General features: G+C 63.1%; 15 protein-coding genes and 4 tRNA genes. 4 read left to right on the forward strand and 15 right to left on the reverse strand.

What is annotated here, in order from left to right; genetic code table 11:
* The 4 genes from RMO18_RS09350 to RMO18_RS09365 form a co-directional block, all read right to left on the reverse strand.
* On the reverse strand, window positions 1-633 hold a 633-nt coding region (locus tag RMO18_RS09350), incomplete at its 3' end, for a hypothetical protein (RefSeq protein WP_309665458.1).
* Between the two features lie 72 nt (window positions 634-705).
* Complete coding sequence (prfB, locus tag RMO18_RS09355; protein WP_309665459.1) at window positions 706-1836, reverse strand: peptide chain release factor 2; 1131 nt, start codon at window positions 1834-1836, stop codon at window positions 706-708.
* A gap of 102 nt (window positions 1837-1938) precedes the next feature.
* Complete coding sequence (locus tag RMO18_RS09360) at window positions 1939-4491, reverse strand: PBP1A family penicillin-binding protein (protein ID WP_309665461.1); 2553 nt, start codon at window positions 4489-4491, stop codon at window positions 1939-1941.
* A 104-nt stretch (window positions 4492-4595) separates the two neighbouring features.
* The gene (locus tag RMO18_RS09365; protein WP_309665463.1) at window positions 4596-5828 is read right to left on the reverse strand and encodes an N-acetylmuramoyl-L-alanine amidase; all 1233 of its coding nucleotides are present in this window, start codon (window positions 5826-5828) and stop codon (window positions 4596-4598) included.
* Between the two features lie 173 nt (window positions 5829-6001).
* Here RMO18_RS09365 and RMO18_RS09370 point away from each other — a divergent pair, with 173 nt between their 5' ends.
* Window positions 6002-6745, forward strand: a complete 744-nt coding sequence (locus RMO18_RS09370) for a DsbA family protein (RefSeq protein ID WP_309665464.1) — start codon at window positions 6002-6004, stop codon at window positions 6743-6745.
* A 99-nt stretch (window positions 6746-6844) separates the two neighbouring features.
* Window positions 6845-7108, forward strand: coding sequence for a DUF2214 family protein (locus RMO18_RS09375; RefSeq protein ID WP_309665466.1), 264 nt, complete (start codon window positions 6845-6847; stop codon window positions 7106-7108).
* Window positions 7109-7110: 2 nt separating this feature from the next.
* On the opposite strand, the gene ispG is transcribed toward RMO18_RS09375, so the two are convergent.
* The 4 genes from ispG to RMO18_RS09395 form a co-directional block, all read right to left on the reverse strand.
* A complete protein-coding gene (gene ispG, locus RMO18_RS09380) occupies window positions 7111-8232 on the reverse strand; it encodes a flavodoxin-dependent (E)-4-hydroxy-3-methylbut-2-enyl-diphosphate synthase (protein WP_309665468.1) in 1122 nt (373 codons plus the stop codon).
* A 95-nt stretch (window positions 8233-8327) separates the two neighbouring features.
* Window positions 8328-9533, reverse strand: coding sequence for a RodZ domain-containing protein (locus RMO18_RS09385; RefSeq protein WP_309665470.1), 1206 nt, complete (start codon window positions 9531-9533; stop codon window positions 8328-8330).
* A gap of 118 nt (window positions 9534-9651) precedes the next feature.
* Window positions 9652-10875 carry a 5-aminolevulinate synthase gene (gene hemA, locus RMO18_RS09390; RefSeq protein ID WP_309665472.1) on the reverse strand — a complete coding sequence of 408 codons (1224 nt, stop codon included), beginning with the start codon at window positions 10873-10875 and terminating at the stop codon, window positions 9652-9654.
* Between the two features lie 109 nt (window positions 10876-10984).
* Window positions 10985-11398: a hypothetical protein gene (locus RMO18_RS09395; RefSeq protein ID WP_309665474.1), complete on the reverse strand. Its 414-nt coding sequence runs from the start codon at window positions 11396-11398 to the stop codon at window positions 10985-10987.
* Window positions 11399-11513: 115 nt separating this feature from the next.
* Here RMO18_RS09395 and RMO18_RS09400 point away from each other — a divergent pair, with 115 nt between their 5' ends.
* Together RMO18_RS09400 and RMO18_RS09405 are read left to right on the forward strand one after the other, a co-directional pair.
* Window positions 11514-12887: a M20/M25/M40 family metallo-hydrolase gene (locus tag RMO18_RS09400; RefSeq protein ID WP_309665477.1), complete on the forward strand. Its 1374-nt coding sequence runs from the start codon at window positions 11514-11516 to the stop codon at window positions 12885-12887.
* Window positions 12884-13363, forward strand: a complete 480-nt coding sequence (locus RMO18_RS09405) for a GNAT family N-acetyltransferase (protein ID WP_309665479.1) — start codon at window positions 12884-12886, stop codon at window positions 13361-13363. Before RMO18_RS09400 ends, RMO18_RS09405 begins: the two co-directional genes overlap by 4 nt.
* 87 nt (window positions 13364-13450) lie before the next feature.
* On the opposite strand, the gene RMO18_RS09410 is transcribed toward RMO18_RS09405, so the two are convergent.
* From RMO18_RS09410 to RMO18_RS09440, 7 genes are all read right to left on the reverse strand, one after another.
* A tRNA-Asp gene (locus RMO18_RS09410) sits at window positions 13451-13527 on the reverse strand.
* A gap of 38 nt (window positions 13528-13565) precedes the next feature.
* Window positions 13566-13642, reverse strand: a tRNA-Asp gene (locus tag RMO18_RS09415).
* Window positions 13643-13727: 85 nt separating this feature from the next.
* On the reverse strand, window positions 13728-14666 hold the full coding sequence (locus RMO18_RS09420) for a pirin family protein (RefSeq protein ID WP_309665480.1): 939 nt from the start codon (window positions 14664-14666) through the stop codon (window positions 13728-13730).
* 152 nt (window positions 14667-14818) lie between these two features.
* A tRNA-Val gene (locus tag RMO18_RS09425) sits at window positions 14819-14894 on the reverse strand.
* A gap of 161 nt (window positions 14895-15055) precedes the next feature.
* Window positions 15056-15130, reverse strand: a tRNA-Val gene (locus RMO18_RS09430).
* A gap of 13 nt (window positions 15131-15143) precedes the next feature.
* Window positions 15144-15584, reverse strand: coding sequence for an HU family DNA-binding protein (locus tag RMO18_RS09435; RefSeq protein ID WP_309665481.1), 441 nt, complete (start codon window positions 15582-15584; stop codon window positions 15144-15146).
* Between the two features lie 298 nt (window positions 15585-15882).
* Window positions 15883-17102, reverse strand: a 1220-nt coding sequence (locus RMO18_RS09440; RefSeq protein ID WP_309665483.1) for a S16 family serine protease, incomplete at its 5' end; no start/stop codon positions are given.

The following is a 17102-nucleotide window of genomic DNA, read 5'->3' on the forward strand; positions in this document are numbered from 1 at the left end:
ATCGTAAAGCCATTGCCCATCAGGGATCAATTCAGCCCCGCCGATCTGCCCGTCACTGTACCGCAAAGAGATGATGGCAGGCGGATCGTCCGACCGGAAGTCGGTCAGATCGAGGCTGACCTGATCTTCCTGAAATACAAGTCGGTTCTCGCGAAACGCCGAAAACATGGCCGTTGGCACGTAGCCCGTTGCGTCGCTCAGCGGCGCGCCGGTGGCGTCGAAGATCCGGATCGTGATTTCGCCCGCATCATCGGTCTCAGCCGCCGCAGGCGCGGCGCTCTCTGCCTCGGTCGGTCGCAGAGCAGCCAGCAGGATCTGCCCGTCGGGCGAAAAGGTCGTGGCAAGGAAACCCGCGTCTTGCGCCTGCAGCACGGTCTTCCCGATCACCTCGCCAGTGCCAAGCGAGATGTCCAGGATGACGGTGCTGTCGGGGCCGGTCAGCCGCTCGGTCCCGGCCATACGCAGGGTGTCTCCCAGAACCACCATCCCGCCGCTGGGCGTGAAATTCCAGATGCTGGTGGCACGTTGGCAGCCCGTTGCCTCGGTCACCACCTCGCAGCGCAGCGGGCGGTTGCCGATGTCAGCATTGGCCGGGTACGTCAGGACAATCAGGGCAAGAGCGATGCAGCGCATGGAAACCTCCGTCCGGCGATGCACACAGCAAGGCTGAGCCTGGACCCTGTCGCAAGGCTGGCATTCCCGATGTCAGTCCAGATCGCCGCTGTAATCGCCGCGCTTCTTGCCGGACGCGTTCAGCGCCAGCGTCGCCGACATGAATCCGTCCAGATCGCCGTCAAGCACGCCTGCGGTGTCCGACGTCTCATATCCGGTACGCAGATCCTTCACCATCTGGTAGGGCTGCAGCACGTAGGACCGGATCTGGTTGCCCCAGCCCGCATCGCCCTTGTTTTCATGCGCCTCAAGGATCGCCGCGTTCCGGCGGTCCAGTTCAAGCTGATATAGCCGCGATTTCAGCGCCTTCATCGCGATGTCACGGTTCTGGTGCTGCGATTTCAACGAAGATGTCACCACGATATTGGTCGGAAAGTGGGTGATCCGCACCGCCGAGTCGGTCTTGTTGACGTGCTGGCCACCGGCCCCGGAGGATCGGTACGTATCAATCCGGATGTCCTTGTCCAGCACTTCGATGTCGATGTTGTCATCCACCACCGGATAGACCCAGACCGACGAAAACGACGTGTGGCGCCGCGCCGCACTGTCATAGGGGCTGATCCGCACCAACCGGTGCACCCCCGCCTCGGACTTCAGCCAGCCATAGGCATTGCGGCCTGAAATCTTGTAGCTGGCGGACTTGATGCCCGCGCCTTCGCCTTCGGATTCCGATTGCAGTTCAACGGTGTAGCCACGTTTTTCCGCCCAGCGGACATACATCCGCGCCAGCATCGACGCCCAGTCACAGCTTTCTGTGCCCCCGGCCCCGGCATTGATCTCAAGGAAGGTGTCATTGCCATCCGCCTCGCCGTTCAGCAGCGCCTCCAGTTCCTTTGCTGCGGCGTTCTTTACCAGTTCGGCCAGCGATGCCTCGGCTTCGGTCACGATCTCGGCGTCGCCCTCGGCCTCGCCCAGTTCGATCAGTTCGACGTTATCCTTAAGGCCCGCCTCGAGCAGCTTGTACACCCCAAGCGCATCGATCAGCGCCTGCCGTTCCCGCATCAGCTTTTGCGCCTTTGCCGGATCGTTCCACAAATCGGGGGCCTCAATCATCGCGTCGAATTCTTCAAGGCGGTGCGGGGCGGTTTCCCAATCCATCCGCTGCGCCAGAAGCTTCAGCGATTTGGTGACCGCTTCGATATTGGAGAGGGTTTCTGCGCGCATCGGGAACAGTCCTTGCAGTTTGTCGTGCGGAGTGGCAGCGGGCGGTCATAGCGTCAAGCCCGCGCCCCGGCAAGGGCGCGGTCAGATGGTTCGAACGGGGTGTCAGTAAAGGCCGCCCGAGGCCACGGTGCCAAAGTCAGCCTTCTTTGGCACGACGACCGTCTCTCCGGTGGCATTGGTGACGGTGGTGCCGCCGTCGCCGGCATCGGTTTCGCCATAGGCGAACAGCGGCAGGTTCGACCCCATCGCAAAGCCGCCGTCGACCAGCGCGCCAAGGCCGAAGATCGGCTCTTCGCCTTGGCGGAAGTATTCCGACACCACGTTTTCACCGGTGGCGTCATCGGGCAGTTGCTGGCCGGTGAACCGGTCGATCTTCAGGAAATACCCACCCGGCGGCACCTTGAATTCACCGCCGCCGTATTTCTTGATCGCAGTCTTCATAAAGCTTTCAAACACCGGGCCGCAGAACCCACCACCCGACGCCCCAGCCATGGTGCGCGGCTGGTCGTAGCCGATGTAACACCCGGCCGCGATGTTCGACGTGTAGCCGATGAACCAGACATCCTTGGAATCATTGGTGGTGCCGGTCTTGCCCGCCACCGGCACCGGCAGGTTGATGCCCGCCGCCGTGCCCCGCTGCACCACGCCCACCATCATCGAGGTCAGCTGATAGGCGGTGATCGCATTCATCACCCGCTCGCGGTTGGAACTGATCGCCACGCCCTGCCCTGCGGGCACGCTGGCATCCAGGCAATCAGCGCAAATCCTTTGGTCGTGGCGATAAATCGTGGCGCCGTAACGATCCTGCACCCTGTCGACCAGCGTCGGCTCCACGCGTTCACCACCATTGGCAAACATCGCATAGGCCGCGACCATCTTGAACAGGGTGGTTTCCTGGCTGCCAAGCGCGTTGGCCAGAAACGGGTTCATCCGGTCATAGACGCCAAAGCGTTCGGCATAGCCGGCCACAGTGCGCATCCCGATTTCCTGTGCGATGCGGATGGTCATCAGGTTGCGCGACTGCTCGATCCCGGTCCGCAGCGGCGCCGGACCGTAGTACTTGTTCGACGCGTTTTTCGGCGTCCACAGACCTTGCGGGGTGTCAATCTCGATCGGCGCGTCGACCACGATGGTGGCGGGGGTAAAGCCGCTGTCCAGCGCCGCCGCATAGACAAACGGCTTGAAGCTGGAGCCGGGCTGCCGCGTCGCCTGGGTGGTGCGGTTGAACACCGACTCCTGATAGCTGAACCCGCCCTGCATTGCCAGAACCCGGCCGGTGTTCACGTCCATCGCCATGAACGCGCCCTGCACTTCGGGCACCTGACGCAGCGACCAGCGGTTGAATGTACCGTCCTCGTTGGTCACGGCGCGCACCAGAACCACGTCGCCCACCGCCACCAGATCGCCCGGCACCTTGGCCTTTTTGCCCAACTCGCCATCGGCAAGCCGCTTGCGGGCCCAGGTCACATCTTCGGCGGGAATGAAGTGGCCATCCTCGTCTTCGACCACGCCTTCAATGCCGAGCCGGGCCGAACTGTCGCCCAGCTCCAGCACCACGGCGGGAAACCACGCTGCCACGTCACGCGGCAGTTCCAGCTTTGCCAAAGCCGCACGCCAGCTTTCCTCGGAGCCAAGCTGGTCCGTCGCGATTATCTGGCCGGTGCCGCGCCAGACGCCCTGACCCCGGTCATACTTTTCCAACTCGGCGCGCAGCGCGGCGGCAGCGGCGTCTTGCAGATCGGGGTCTACAGTGGCGCGAATGGTCAGACCGCCGGAAAAGAACTCCTCCTCGCCAAAGGTGCCCGAGAGCTGGCGGCGGATTTCATCGGTGAAATAACCGCGCGGTGGCAGCGCCTCGCGGAACGCCTCGAAATCGCCATTCTGCACACTGCGCAGCGGCTGTTCCTTTTCCGACCGGTAGGTCGCCTCGTCGATATAGCCGTTCTGCCACATCTCGCGCAGCACATAGTTGCGCCGTTCGGTCACCCGCTCTTTCGCCGTCACCGGGTCGTATTTGCTTGGCGCTTGCGGCATCGATGCCAGCATCGCCGCCTCATGCGGCGCAAGTGCCGACAGCGGTTTGTTGAAATAGGTCTGCGCCGCTGCCGCCACCCCGTACGAGTTCTTCCCAAGGAAAATCTCATTCAGGTACAATTCCAGGATTTTGTCCTTTGACAGCGTGTCTTCTAGCCGCGTCGCCAGGATGATCTCCTTGATCTTCCGCTCGATCGACCGGCTGCCGTCCAGAAGGAAGTTCTTCATCACCTGCTGCGTGATGGTCGAGGCCCCGCGCATGCTGCCGCCGCGCGACTTCACCGCTTCGATCACTGCTGCCACGATGCCGCGGGTGTCATAGCCGTGGTGGGTGTAGAAATTCTTGTCTTCGGCCGAGATGAAGGCATCCTTCACCAGGTCGGGAATATCCTCGCTGGCCACGAACAACCGGCGTTCCTTGGCGAATTCGTCGATCACCCGGCCCTCACCGGAATAAATCCGGCTGATCGTCGGCGGGGTGTATTGGGCAAGGTTTTCGTGGCTGGGCAAGTCACTGGCGTACATGTGGAAAATTCCACCTACCGTCAGCGCCGCAAACAGCAGCCCCAAGGTCACCGTGGTGAACAGCCCGCCCAAAACCGAACCGATGAATCTGAGCACCCGACACTCCCGTGGTTTGCCCTGCCTCCAGTATACCAGACGCGCCCGCACGTCAAAACCTTGGAGCCGCACCCCCGATCACGGAAGCGATACTTCGCTTTGGCCTATGGTCCCGTCACGCCGCGCAACGCGGTATCCTCTTCAGACCACTTCAGGATGCCCTTCAGGATCGCCTCGGCCATCCGCCCGCGCCATTTCGGATCGATGATCCGCTTCAGATCCCGCGACGAAGACAGAAACCCCACCTCCAGCAGGACCGACGGAATATCCGGCGATTTCAACACCGAAAACCCGGCGGACTGGCGCGGGTGGCGGTGCATGCGCACTTCCGCCGCCTTGATCGAAGCCACGATTGCATCGGCCAACCGGTCGGTCCGCGGCGTGGTTTCAGTGCGCGCCATGTCCATCAGCACTTCGGCCACCAGATCATCCTGATCGGTCAGGTCGATCCCGGCCAGCAGATCGTCGCGGTCATGCCGCTCGGCCAGCGCCTCGGACGCCGCGTCCGACGCCTCTTCCGACAGGGTATAGACGGTCGCCCCCTGCGCCTCGCCCTCGGCCAAGGCATCGGCGTGCAGCGACAGGAACAGATCGGCGCCGGCATCCCGCGCAAGGCTGATCCGCGTCTCCAGTGGCACGAAAACATCCTCTTCGCGGGTCATCACCACGGTAAAGCGACCATTGCGCACCAGCAGGTCCTTCAGATCGCGCGCGAAGGTCAGCATCAGGTCTGCCTCATTCAACCCGCCCTGTTCCGCGCCCGGATCGATCCCACCATGGCCGGGGTCCAGCACCACCACGATCGGCCCGGCACCACGGCGCGCCGGGGTCGGCAGGGCGGCTGCGTCGGGCGCTGCCCATTCCGGCGGCTCGGCCAAAAGCGCCGCCGCCGCAAAACTGCCTGGATCCGTCGCGCTCAGGCTCAACCGGATCTGCGCGCCGGTCGCCGATGTGCTCATCTCCGACAGGCTCACCAGATGCGGCCCCGAAAGATCCATCACCAGCCGTGACCAGCCGGGCCGAAACACCCCTGCGCGCAGCCCGGTCACCGCCCCCTTCGGCAGTGGCATGTTGGCAATGCCCGACCAATCCACTTCGCGCACATCAAGGATCAGCCGCGGCGGCCGGTCCAGCAGCCGAACCCGCCACGGCACCGATTGACTGATCGTCAGCACCACATCCGCCCCATCGGCGCGCGCAGTGATCGAAGACGCCGCCGGATCAAACCGCGCCAACGCCGAAAGATCCTGCGCGCCAGCCGGAAAGGCCGCCAAGCAGATCAGAATGGCGGCCCAGACCCGCCGTATTTTGGTTGAAAAGTGGGAATTGCAGTTCATCCGTACAGTGTATTCCCGCTTCGCCGCGAAATGTAAATTCGGATCGCGGGTGCCGGGCCAAGATCACAATTCGGGGACCGGGCCGGTGGCAGCAAAGCCCCGACTTGATCTTTCGCGCCAGTGCAACCTATGGTCCGGCGCGCAACCGCGCCAATCTCTTCAGGGAGCTGTCCATGCGCCGCCTCGTCCTTGGCCTTGCCGCCGCCGTCTTTTCCACCGCAGCCCTTGCGGGTGGTCTGGGCGAGATGAGCCCCGAAGAGCGTGATGCCTTTCGCGCCGAAGTCCGGGCCTATCTTCTGGAAAATCCTGAAGTCATCACCGAAGCCATGGCCGTGTTGGAAGAGCGCGAGGCCGCCGCCGCCGAACTGCGCGATGCCGCCTTGGTGCAGGCAAATACCGATGCAATCTTCAAAAGCCCCGGCGATTGGGTCGGCGGCAATCCGGATGGCGATGTGACCGTGGTCGAATTCATGGATTACCGCTGCGGCTATTGCCGCAAGGCCCATGAAGAGGTGAACGCCTTGGTCAAGGCAGATGGCAATATCCGTTACGTGATCAAGGAATTCCCGATCCTTGGCGACGGTTCCATGGTTTCGTCGAAGTTCGCCATAGCAGTGCGGATGCTGCATGGCGACGATGCCTACAAGGCGGCTCATAACGCGCTGGTCGCCCTGCGCGGCGATCCGACGGCGGAAACCCTGACCCGGCTTGCCGCCGATCTGGGTCACGACCCCGCCCCGATCCTTGAAAAGATGGCTACCGAAGAAGTGAAGGCCGTGATCTTGGCGAACTACAGGCTGGCCGAGACCATGGACATCACCGGCACCCCTACATTCGTGATCGACGGCACGATGTTGCGCGGCTACGCGCCGCTCGATGACATGCAGAAAATCGTCGCCAGCGAACGCGCTGGCTGATCGCTGAAGCCCCGCCCCGCCAGCCGCAGCATCGCCAACCCGTGCACCAGTGCCTCGGGCGCATCGATCTTGCCTGCAGGGTGCTTGTTCTGGTCTGAATTGCACGCACCTATAGTCCAAAAGGGCTGGGACTACTACCAAACCTCGACCCGGCTGAGGATCAAGATGGCCGCGCTGGCAGCGGTTACCCTGCTCGGCCTGCCGCCGGCATTTGCCGATCTAAGGTCATTGCGCGCCACCGAAAACAACAATTACTTTCATGCAAATCATCGCATGATCAAACGCTTGCGCGGCTATCTTAAAGCGAAACTCGCGTTTCTTGCCATCGCACCCATCGCGGCCTTCATGGCGCGGGGGTACTGATCCTACTCTGCCGCTTCAGCCGCCGCGTCCAGCTCGGCGGCCTTCTTTTCCACCAGCTCGACAATGTGGTCCACCATCCGCTCGTTGCCCATGGTGTGGCTTTGCTTGCCGGCCAGATACACCATCCCCTTGCCCGCGCCCCCACCAGTAAAGCCGATATCGGTCATCAGCGCCTCACCCGGCCCGTTCACCACGCAGCCGATGATCGACAGGCTCATCGAGGTGGTGATATGCGCCAGCCGCTCCTCCAGCGCCGTGACGGTCTTGATCACGTCAAACCCCTGCCGCGCGCAGCTTGGGCAGGAAATGATCGTCACCCCCCGGTGCCGCAGCCCCAGCGATTTCAGGATCTCGAACCCGACCTTCACCTCTTCCACCGGATCAGCCGACAGCGACACCCGGATCGTGTCGCCAATCCCCATCCACAACAGGTTGCCCAGACCGATGGCCGATTTCACCGTGCCTGACGTAAGTCCGCCCGCCTCGGTGATGCCCAGATGGATCGGCGCGTCCGTTGCGTCGGCCAGTTGCTGATAGGCCGCCGCCGCCAGAAACACATCCGACGCTTTCACCGAGATCTTGAATTCATGAAAATCGTTGTCCTGCAGCAGCTTGATGTGATCCAGCGCAGACTCGACCATCGCTTCCGGGCACGGCTCGGCGTATTTTTCCAACAGATGCCGCTCCAGCGACCCGGCATTCACCCCGATCCGGATCGAACAGCCGTGGTCTTTGGCCGCCTTGACCACCTCGCGCACCCGCCGCGCATCGCCGATGTTGCCGGGGTTGATGCGCAGGCAGGCCGCACCCGCTTCGGCGGCCTCAATCGCGCGTTTGTAATGGAAATGGATATCCGCCACGATCGGAACCGGGCTTTCGGCCACAATCTCGCGCAGCGCCCGCGTGCTCGCCTCATCCGGGGTGGACACCCGCACGATATCGGCCCCGGCCACCGCGCAGCGCTGGATCTGTTCGATCGTCGCTGCGACATCGGTGGTCAGCGTGTTGGTCATCGTCTGCACCGAGATCGGCGCATCGCCACCGACCAGCACCTTGCCCACGCTGATCTGACGCGACACGCGGCGCTGGATGTTGCGCCAGGGACGAATTGGGTTGTGCGACATGGGGCCAAGTCTCCACTAAAGCTTGACCAGAAGATAGATCGCCGCGCCGCGCGCAGCAACCGCTTGCCGTGTACCGTCAGACAGATGTTACAGAATTAATCTGCGGGTGCCGCGATCGGTGCGGCAACATCGCTGGCATCAGCGGTGTTGAACCGGGCCAGGTCATCATCGGCTGCCGGGTCCGCCTGCGCAAAGCTCTGCATCACCGCCTCGGGCGACAGGGCGATGTCCTTGATCACATTCGCGCCCGGTGCAGCCGGGCCGTAGGTGACGCCGTTGACCAGGAAATAGACCGATCCGGAATTTCCCGTCCGGAAAACTGCGGCTTCTTCCAGCGACGGCACGCTGTACCGCTCGCCTGCATCGAGGATCTTTTCAAACAGCACAGTGCCATCCGCCGCATTGACCCGCACCCACGCCGGGCGCACCGCCAACAGCTCCACCCCCGGCTGCACTGCCGCAACCACTTGCAGAACCTCGCTTGCGGGTTCTGCCGCAGCCCCGCCTTCCAGTGCCGCCAGCACCCCGGTTTCGCGCGGGTTGATCGCCGAAATCGGCCCGTCGCGCGAGGTTAGCACCGGCACGTCAAGTGCCTGCGGGCGATACAGCCGGTCCATCACATCGGTTGACTGCGTCCCGTCCGCCATCGCGATATCCACTGTCGCATCGGTTTGGGCGGCCACGATTTGCGGCGCCGCAACGCCTGCGCCTTGCAACGGGTCGATCTGGGCCACGACATTCGGCGCTTGGTCAACCGGGGCCAGTTGCACGCGCTGCACCTCTTGCAACACCGACCAGCCACCATATCCGATGGCCACGATCAACGCGACCAGCACCGCAACCGACCCGACGGCACCGGGCTGCACTTGCGACATCACGCTTTCGCCGCGCGGCACAAACGTGGCATTCGGGTTGGCCAGAGGATCAGAATAGTCAGCCCGCGCCCGGGCCTTGATGATGCGCTGCGGCGAGGCCGATGCCGACATGCCATGCGCCACCGCAAAACCGGCCTCCGCACAGAACCGCTCGAACGCCCAATCGGCGTCCATCGCCAGATAACGGGCATAGGACCGCACATAGCCTGCCACGAAGCCAGGCGTTTCAAAGGCCGAAATATCGGCATTTTCGATGGCGGCGATATAGGTGGCTTTGATCTTCAGTTCGCGCTGAACGTCCAGCAACGACTTGCCAAGCGTTGCACGTTCTCCGCGCATCACATCGCCCAGTCGCAACTCGAAGTCGTCAAACCCTTTGGGCTTTTCTTCTCCGGTCGTCGAAGGTTTAGACCTCCAACCGATCATGCGCGCTCTGTCCCCTCGGTGCCTTTTGTCCCATGAATCGCCTTCCCAAACGACTCACTGGCCTGTCTATTGGTGAAACGCTAGCACAGGGCAAGGGCTTTTGCACTTGCGACATGGGTCAGGCAACCCCCTCGGCGCGATTCAGCGCACATTGGCTCCACAACGCATCCATCGCTTTGATCAGCTGATCGATGGCCGCAGCGTCGTGTACAGGCGAGGGGGTAAAGCGCAGCCGTTCAGTGCCGCGCGGCACCGTTGGAAAGTTGATCGGCTGCACGTAGATGCCATAGGTTTCCAGCAGCATGTCCGACAGCAGCTTGCAATGGATGGGGTTGCCGACATGCACCGGCACAATATGTGACCCATGGTCGATGATCGGCAGCCCCAGCCCCTTCAGCCGCAGTTTCAGAATCCGGGCCTTGGTCTGATGCGCATCGCGCAAATGCTGGGCGGTTTTCAGCACCCGCACCGACGCCGCCGCACCGGCTGCCACCGCCGGTGGCAACGAGGTGGTGAAGATAAATCCCGGCGCATAGCTGCGCACCGCATCCACCATCTTCGCAGTTGCAGCAATATAGCCGCCGAACACCCCGTAAGCCTTGGCCAGCGTGCCGTTGATGATGTCGATTCGCTGCATCTGGCCATCGCGTTCCGCCACGCCCGCGCCGCGCGGGCCGTACATGCCGACGGCATGCACCTCGTCCAGATAGGTCAGCGCGCCAAACTCCTCGGCCAGATCGCAGATCCCCTTGATCGGGCCAAAGTCGCCATCCATCGAATAGATCGATTCGAACGCGATCAGCTTTGGTGCCGCCGGGTCATCCGCCGCCAGCAATGCGCGCAGATGCGCCACGTCATTGTGCCGGAAGATCCGCTTTTCGCCGCCGCCGCGCCGCACCCCCTCGATCATGCTGGCATGGTTCAGCGCGTCGGAATAGATGATCAGCCCCGGAAACACCTGGCGCAGCGTTGACAGTGTCGCGTCGTTGGCGATGTAGGCGCTGGTGAACAGCAGGGCTGCAGGCTTGCCATGCAGATCGGCAAGCTCGGCCTCCAGCCGCCGGTGATAAACCGTGGTGCCGCTGATGTTGCGCGTGCCGCCTGAACCCGCGCCGGTCGCCTCCAGCGCCTCGTGCATCGCGGCAAGCACCTCCGGGTGCTGCCCCATGCCAAGATAATCGTTGCCGCACCAGACGGTGATGTCCTTTTCGGTCCCGTCAGGCCGCCGCCACACGGCATGCGGAAACTGGCCGCGCCGCCGCTCGATGTCGATGAATGTCCGGTAGCGGCCTTCGTCGTGCAGGCGCTGCAATGCGGTGTCGAGTGCGGTATCGTAGCTCATCAACGTCTCCGGTGTCCTTGCTGGGACAGCTGTGTCAGATCGGTCCCGGCGCGGCCTTGACCTGCGTCAACCGTGCCCCCGCGCCAAGGGGGCGAAGTGTCGCGCCCGCTCATGGCGCTGGCGCGATTTCCAGTACCGTCACGCAGGGTGCCGCCCCTTGCTTGGCACCCTCGCAGGCCGTCAGCGCCGCAGTGCGCGCGGCTTCGGCATCCGGCAGATCGCCCACCGCAATCGCCGACCCCATCGGTGCGCCCGCGCGGATGAACCCGTCATCGGGCGACATCGCCAACGCCGCAAACCCCGCCTTGCCCGGCACAAACAGCGACAGCGCCTGTTCGTTGGTCATCACCAGCCGCAGCGTGGTCAGTTCTTCCTCGGTCAGGAACGGATGCAGATGCAGCGTGATCGCCGATGCGCCAAGCATGCTGGTTTCCACCGGAACCTCCTCGGCCCCCGCGATCCCCGCCAACGCAACCCCTGCCCCGGCAACCAACGCCATCAGCAGTCCCGCTTTCGCCACCATGGCCATCCCCGTTTTCCGCCACTTTTGTCCGGCCAGCGCATAGCGCAAGTCGCGCGCTATGGACAGTCCCCCGCCGCCTGATAGGCTTGTTCCCGATCACATTTGGGAGAGAGCGATGACCCTCGACGCCGTGCTGACCCGCATCGACGACACCCTGCCCGAGGCGCTGGAGCGGCTGATGGCGCTCCTGCGCATCCCCTCGATCTCCACCGATCCGGCCTACAAGGCCGATTGCGCCAAGGCTGCCGACTGGCTGGTCGAAGACCTGAAAACCCTGGGCTTTGACGCAAGCTCGCGCCCGACGCCGGGCCATCCGATGGTTGTCGGGCACGGTGGCGCAGGCGCGAAACACCTGCTGTTCTATGGCCACTACGATGTGCAACCCGTTGATCCGCTTAATCTCTGGGACCGCGACCCGTTTGATCCCGAACTGCAGGATACGCCCAAAGGCCGCGTCATTCGCGCGCGCGGCGCATCCGATGACAAAGGCCAGCTGATGACGTTCCTTGAGGCGTGCCGCGCCTGGAAAGCCGTGCATGGCAGCCTGCCCGGCAAGCTGACCATCTTTCTGGAGGGGGAGGAGGAATCCGGTTCCCCATCCCTGATCCCGTTCCTGCAGCAAAACGCCGCCGAACTGCGCGCCGATCTCGCGCTGATCTGTGACACCGGCATGTTCGAAGGCCGCACCCCTGCCGTCACCACCATGCTGCGCGGGCTGGCGAAATCCGAATTTACCCTGCATGCCGCCACGCGCGATCTGCATTCCGGCATGTACGGCGGCCTCGCGCGCAACCCGATCCATGTGCTGACGCGCATTCTGTCCGGCCTGCACGATGCCAGCGGCCGGGTGCAGGTTCCGGGATTTTATGATGATGTGGCCGAACTGCCCGATGCGCTGCGCCAGCAATGGCAGCGCCTCGCGTTCGACCATGCGCGCTATCTTGGCGATGTCGGGCTGTCGGTCCCGGCGGGCGAGACGGACCGCACCCCGCTTGAGGCGATCTGGTCGCGCCCCACCGCCGAGGTGAACGGCATCTGGGGTGGCTATACCGGGGCCGGCTTCAAGACCGTGCTGCCCGCCGAGGCCAATGCCAAGGTCAGCTTCCGTCTGGTGTCGAACCAGGACCCGGTGAAGATCCTCACCGCCTTCCGCGCCTGGGCCGAGGCACAACTGCCCGCCGATTGCCGCATCGAATGGCACGACGCGATCGAGGGCAGCCCCGCGTCGGTCATGTCCATCGCCGACCCCGCATTCGAAGCGGCGCGGCAGGCCTTGAGCGAGGAGTGGGCCATTCCCGCCGCCTTCATCGGTGCCGGCGGATCAATCCCGATCGCGGGGTATTTCAAGACTTATCTTGGCATGGATGCGATGTTGATCGGCTTTGGCCGCGATGATGACCAGATCCATTCGCCGAACGAAAAATACGATCTGGAAAGCTTTCACAAGGGCATCCGGTCCTGGGCGCGTGTTCTGGCACGGTTGCAATGATCATCCGCGACGCAACACCCGGCGATGCGGCGGCATGGCAGACGCTCTGGGCGCAATACCTTGCGTTCTACGACGTGGACCTTGCGGCCCACGTCACCGCCGCCACTTGGGCGCGGCTGATCAACCCCGTATCGCCCGTCAAGGCGCGGCTGGCGCTCAGCGATGAGCGGGTGATCGGCTTTGCCATCCATCTGCACCACCCGTCAACTTGGGCCGCGACCGAGGATTGCTATCTCGAAGACCTGTTCGTCGCCCCGGACGCGCGCGGCCTTGGCGCCGGGCGGGCGCTGCTCGACGATCTGATCGCCCTCGCCGCCGCAAAGGGATGGAGCCGCCTCTATTGGCACACCAACGAGGACAATACCCGCGCCCGCGCGCTCTACGACAGCTATGTGAAGTCGGATGGCCATATCCGCTACCGGCTGCCGCTCAGCGGCCCGCGCGAACCGCATCGGGCAAGCGTTAACGAAACCTGAACTCGAAATTCCAAGCCATTGATCTTGCAGGACTACGAGTCTTGTCCACGCGTGGACACCGATTTGGGGACCGTTCGAAAGACAATCTGGCGCGGTGGACGGGGCTCGAACCCGCGACCCCCGGCGTGACAGGCCGGTACTCTAACCAACTGAGCTACCACCGCGCAGGATTGTCATTCATCGGCACCCGAGAGAGGGAGATTGGCGCGGTGGACGGGGCTCGAACCCGCGACCCCCGGCGTGACAGGCCGGTACTCTAACCAACTGAGCTACCACCGCGCATCTCGCTGCTCGGAAGGTGCCTCCCGAACGTGCGCCGTCTTACGCAAGGGGGTGCGCGCCGTCAATGGGGCGCGCGCGTTTTTCAGACCTCCGGCGCGGGAATGAACTCCGCATCGTCAGCCGGGGGCAGCTTGAAGCGGCCATGCGCCCAATCCCCCGCCCGCCACGCCTCTTTCGCGGCAGCGATCCGGTCGCGGGACGAGGCGACAAAGTTCCACCAGATAAAGCGCGGCCCGTCCATCGTGGCCCCACCCAGCAGCATGATCCGCGCCCCCGCAGCCCCTGCCCTGACACTGATCCGGTCGCCGGGGCGGCAGATCAGCATCTGCCCCGTGGGGAAGGTCTGGCCGCCAACTTTGACCTCGCCCTGCAGGATGTAGACACCGCGATCCTCGTGATTGTCCGGCAGTGGCAAGGCTGCATTCGGCCCCAGCGTCGCATCGGCGTAAAACATTTCCGATGGCGTCGGCATCGGGGCCGCCTCACCCCAGGCATTGCCAAGGATCAGCCGCACCACCTTGCCTTCGCCCTCCAGCACCGGAAGCTTTGCTTCCGGCGTGTGTACAAACTCGGCCGGATCATCCTCGCGCGCGGTTGGCAGCGCCAACCAGGTCTGTAGCCCGAACATCGTCTGTCCGGTCTGGCGCACCGGGCCATCGGTGCGTTCGGAATGGGTGATCCCCCAGCCGGCCTTCATCCAGTTCACCGCACCGGGTTCGATCCACTGGTCGGTGCCAAGGCTGTCGCGATGGTGCAGACGGCCCTGCAACAGATAGGTCACCGTGCCGAGGCCGATATGCGGATGCGGGCGCACATCGACGCCCTGCCCGGTCAGAAACTCGGCCGGACCGATCTGGTCGAAAAAGATGAACGGCCCAACCATCTGTCGGGCGGCCGAAGGCAGCGCACGGCGCACCTCAAAGCCCCCAAGATCGCGGGCGCGGGGCACGATCACAGTTTTGATCGCATCAACCGCATCACCGATCGGGATGGTAGGGTCCAGCGCGGGGTTCCAACTCATGGCGATCTCCTTTGCACCCAACATAATACCGGGCGAGGCGAATATCAGTCCCCCGTTTTCGCGCGGGGTCTGTGCACAGATGAGCTATGCCAAATGGGAAATGCCGCGATCCCGGCGGCTGCACACCACAGCCCGGCTTCGCGCCAAAGGCATGGTGGGCGGTGAGGGACTCGAACCCCCGACATTCTCGGTGTAAACGAGACGCTCTACCAACTGAGCTAACCGCCCGCAGAACGCGGCTTACACCGAGGCGGGCGGCATTGGCAAGCGGTGGAATGCCGCCTGGGGCCATATCTGCGTGCCGCCGATACGGGATGCCGGGAAAGCGTCATGCAGGACCGCCAAAAACAAAAAAAGCGCGCCACGGACGGCACGCTCTTTTGCGATAATGGTGGGAGATAACGGATTTGAACCGCTGACATCTTCGATGTGAACGAAGCGCTCTACCGCTGAGCTAATCTCCCGTTGGCGGGGCTTCTAACTATCCTCGCCGTCGACCGCAAGAGCCTGTTTCTTGCCTTTGCCGCCAACGGGCTTGACCTTCTCGGCACCGGCATCGGCAAGCCGAAGCTTCACCGTCAGTGTAGAACTTCCGTCCTTTTCGGCGGACTTCACCACCCGCGCCCGCCCAAGTGGTGGCAACATCAGACCATCGCCGCGCCGCAAGGCTGCTGCAAGTTCGGCCAGTGTCACTTCGACGGCCAGCTTGGCGTCTTTCTTCTTGCCACCAAGTGCCGAAGCCACAGCGTCCACCAGACCCGGCAGCTTCAGCATCGCTGAAGGTGTTACCGGTTCAGCGGTTTGCTTTGCCCGTTCTGCGGCAGGCTTTGGAGCCGGCTTTGTCGCTTTACCGGAGGCAGCCGACACCCGCTTTGGGGCGGCCTTGGCCTTGGTTGCGGGCTTTTCAACGAGTTTCAAGTCAGGTTCTTTGGGCGCGCGGGGTGGCATTTGGACTTCATCCCTCTTCAAATCTATGACCAAGTGTCTAACCGCAGACGTCAGATAAATCCAAGCTCTATTCGGCTACCGTGGTATTCTCTAAGCGCCTCGCTGAGGTCTGAGCCGTTCGGCGGTCGGCAACTGCCAGATGCACCACCCCACTCTCCGAACTTCGCCGACGGAAAGCAGGCCGCCGATAACGATCCAGCGTCCGGTGCGTCGACGGCTGCAAGAAAAAGGCGCGCCGAACTGGCGCGCCTTTCTCATCTCGTTGCGCTCAATGCGCGATCTGAGCCGGCGGCGCCGACCCAGAGGATCTGGCCGCCGCGGCCGCTTCTTCGGCGGCCTCGTCCCAGTCAATCGGTTCGGGCTGACGCACCAGCGCCTGGGCCAGAACTTCGCGCACATGGGTGACCGGGATGATGGTCAGGCCCGACTTCACGGTATCGGGGATCTCGGCCAGGTCCTTCTCGTTCTCTTCCGGGATGAAGACCGTCTTGATCCCGCCACGCAGCGCCGCCAGCAGCTTTTCCTTCAAGCCGCCAATCGGCATCGCGTTGCCACGCAAGCTGACCTCGCCAGTCATCGCGATGTCCTTGCGGACAGGAATCCCGGTCAGCACCGACACAATCGATGTCACCATCGCCAGACCCGCAGAAGGACCGTCCTTCGGCGTCGCCCCATCCGGCACGTGGACATGGATGTCCATCGTTTCGAACTTCGTCGGCTTGACCCCGATCGACGGGCTGATCGAACGGACATACGAGGCCGCCGCGTCGATCGATTCCTTCATCACGTCGCCCAGCTTGCCGGTGGTCTTCATCCGGCCCTTGCCGGGCAGGCGCAACGCCTCGATCTGCAAGAGATCGCCGCCAACAGAGGTCCAGGCAAGGCCTGTCACCACGCCAACCTGATCTTCCTTCTCGGCCAGACCATAGCGATAGCGCTTCACCCCGAGGAAGCTTTCCAGGTTTTCCGGCGTCACTTCGACCGCCTTCGCTTTCTTGCTGACAATCTGCGTCACCGCCTTGCGGGCCAGTTTCGCGATCTCACGCTCCAGGTTCCGCACGCCCGCCTCACGGGTATAGGTGCGGATCATTTCCTGCAGTGCTGCATCGGTAATCTTGAACTCACCCTTTTTCAGCCCGTGACCCACGGTCTGCTTGTCGATCAGATGGCCCTTGGCGATCTCGCGCTTTTCGTCCTCGGTATAGCCGGCCAGCGGGATGATCTCCATCCGGTCGAGCAATGGCGATGGCATGTTGTAGGAATTCGCCGTGGTGATGAACATCACGTTGGACAGATCGTATTCCACCTCAAGATAGTGGTCCACGAACGTGTTGTTCTGTTCCGGGTCCAGCACCTCGAGCAGTGCTGACGCCGGATCGCCCCGGAAATCCTGACCCATCTTGTCAATTTCATCCAGAAGGATCAGCGGGTTGGTGGTCTTGGCCTTTTTCAGGTTCTGGATGATCTTGCCGGGCATGGAGCCGATAT

This window comes from Tabrizicola sp., from assembly GCF_031377265.1.
Classification (GTDB): domain Bacteria; phylum Pseudomonadota; class Alphaproteobacteria; order Rhodobacterales; family Rhodobacteraceae; genus JAUYQR01.

Bases quoted from the DNA above. Each gene is read 5' to 3' on its own strand.
- RMO18_RS09405 (WP_309665479.1), top strand. From the start codon at position 12,884: ATGATCATCCGCGACGCAACACCCGGCGATGCGGCGGCATGGCAGACG.
- RMO18_RS09370 (WP_309665464.1), top strand. From the start codon at position 6,002: ATGCGCCGCCTCGTCCTTGGCCTTGCCGCCGCCGTCTTTTCCACCGCA.
- RMO18_RS09400 (WP_309665477.1), top strand. From the start codon at position 11,514: ATGACCCTCGACGCCGTGCTGACCCGCATCGACGACACCCTGCCCGAG.
- RMO18_RS09365 (WP_309665463.1), bottom strand. From the start codon at position 5,828: ATGAACTGCAATTCCCACTTTTCAACCAAAATACGGCGGGTCTGGGCC.
- prfB (WP_309665459.1), bottom strand. From the start codon at position 1,836: ATGCGCGCAGAAACCCTCTCCAATATCGAAGCGGTCACCAAATCGCTG.
- RMO18_RS09395 (WP_309665474.1), bottom strand. From the start codon at position 11,398: ATGGTGGCGAAAGCGGGACTGCTGATGGCGTTGGTTGCCGGGGCAGGG.
- ispG (WP_309665468.1), bottom strand. From the start codon at position 8,232: ATGTCGCACAACCCAATTCGTCCCTGGCGCAACATCCAGCGCCGCGTG.
- hemA (WP_309665472.1), bottom strand. From the start codon at position 10,875: ATGAGCTACGATACCGCACTCGACACCGCATTGCAGCGCCTGCACGAC.
- RMO18_RS09385 (WP_309665470.1), bottom strand. From the start codon at position 9,533: ATGATCGGTTGGAGGTCTAAACCTTCGACGACCGGAGAAGAAAAGCCC.
- RMO18_RS09420 (WP_309665480.1), bottom strand. From the start codon at position 14,666: ATGAGTTGGAACCCCGCGCTGGACCCTACCATCCCGATCGGTGATGCG.